Here is a 762-nt window from a genome sequence, read left to right as displayed (position 1 = left end):
CCGCTGACGGTGGCGTGCGCGGGGGTGGCGGTGGCGCTGTCGCTGCTGTGCCTGGCGTCGGCCCTGCTGGCGGCTGTGCGGCGGTGACCGGCTCGAGCGCTGGGCGGCCCGCTCGCTCGAGGCCGCGCCGCTCGAGGGACGGGGCGAGGGACGCCTCGAGGCCGTACGGCTCGGGAACGCTTCTCCCGGCCGCTCGAGGCCGCGCCGCTCGAGGGCTCCCGGCCGTACGGCGGGCGGTCCTGCTGCTCGAGGCCGCACGGCTCGAGAGACGAGGGCGTGTTCCTCCGCTCGCTCGAGGCCGCACCGCTCGAGGCATGAGGGTGGTGCGCCTCGAGGCCGCGCCGCTCGAGGACAGGAACACCGAAGGCCCGCACCCCATCAAGGGGGCGGACCTTCCGCGCGCTCGAGGGGCGGCTAGGACGCCGTACGGCACCCTGACGGGGCGGGCGGGAACGCCTCGAGGCCGATGCCCTCGTACAGGAGAGGGGCATCCGCGCGGCGCACGCACGGCACCGTGCCCGTGCGGGTGTCCACGATCAGCAGCCCCGTGTCGTCCTCCTCGAGCGGGACGGGGCTGATGGCGACCCAGCGGAAGCGGCGGTGCGTGGGGAAGTCCTGAACGCCCGTCACCTTGGCGTAGAGGTTGCGGCGCGGCACGTAGACGAGATGCCCCGCAGCGACGCGGGCGGGGATGACGGGGATGATCTCGGGGGCGGGCTTGCGCATGTCGTTCTCCTTGGCCGTGAGGGGCGGGCGCGGGGG

1 protein-coding gene is annotated in these 762 nt (G+C 75.3%); it reads right to left on the bottom strand.

Annotation, left to right across the window (positions count from 1 at the left end):
* Positions 1 to 414 precede the first annotated feature (414 nt).
* Positions 415 to 762, bottom strand: a 348-nt coding sequence (locus ACWJ6R_RS37405) for a hypothetical protein (protein WP_449066717.1), incomplete at its 5' end; no start/stop codon positions are given.

Source organism: Planomonospora algeriensis, from assembly GCF_977012225.1.
The sequence above is the reverse complement of the archived record's forward strand: the minus strand, read 5'-3'. Positions and strand labels throughout refer to the sequence as shown.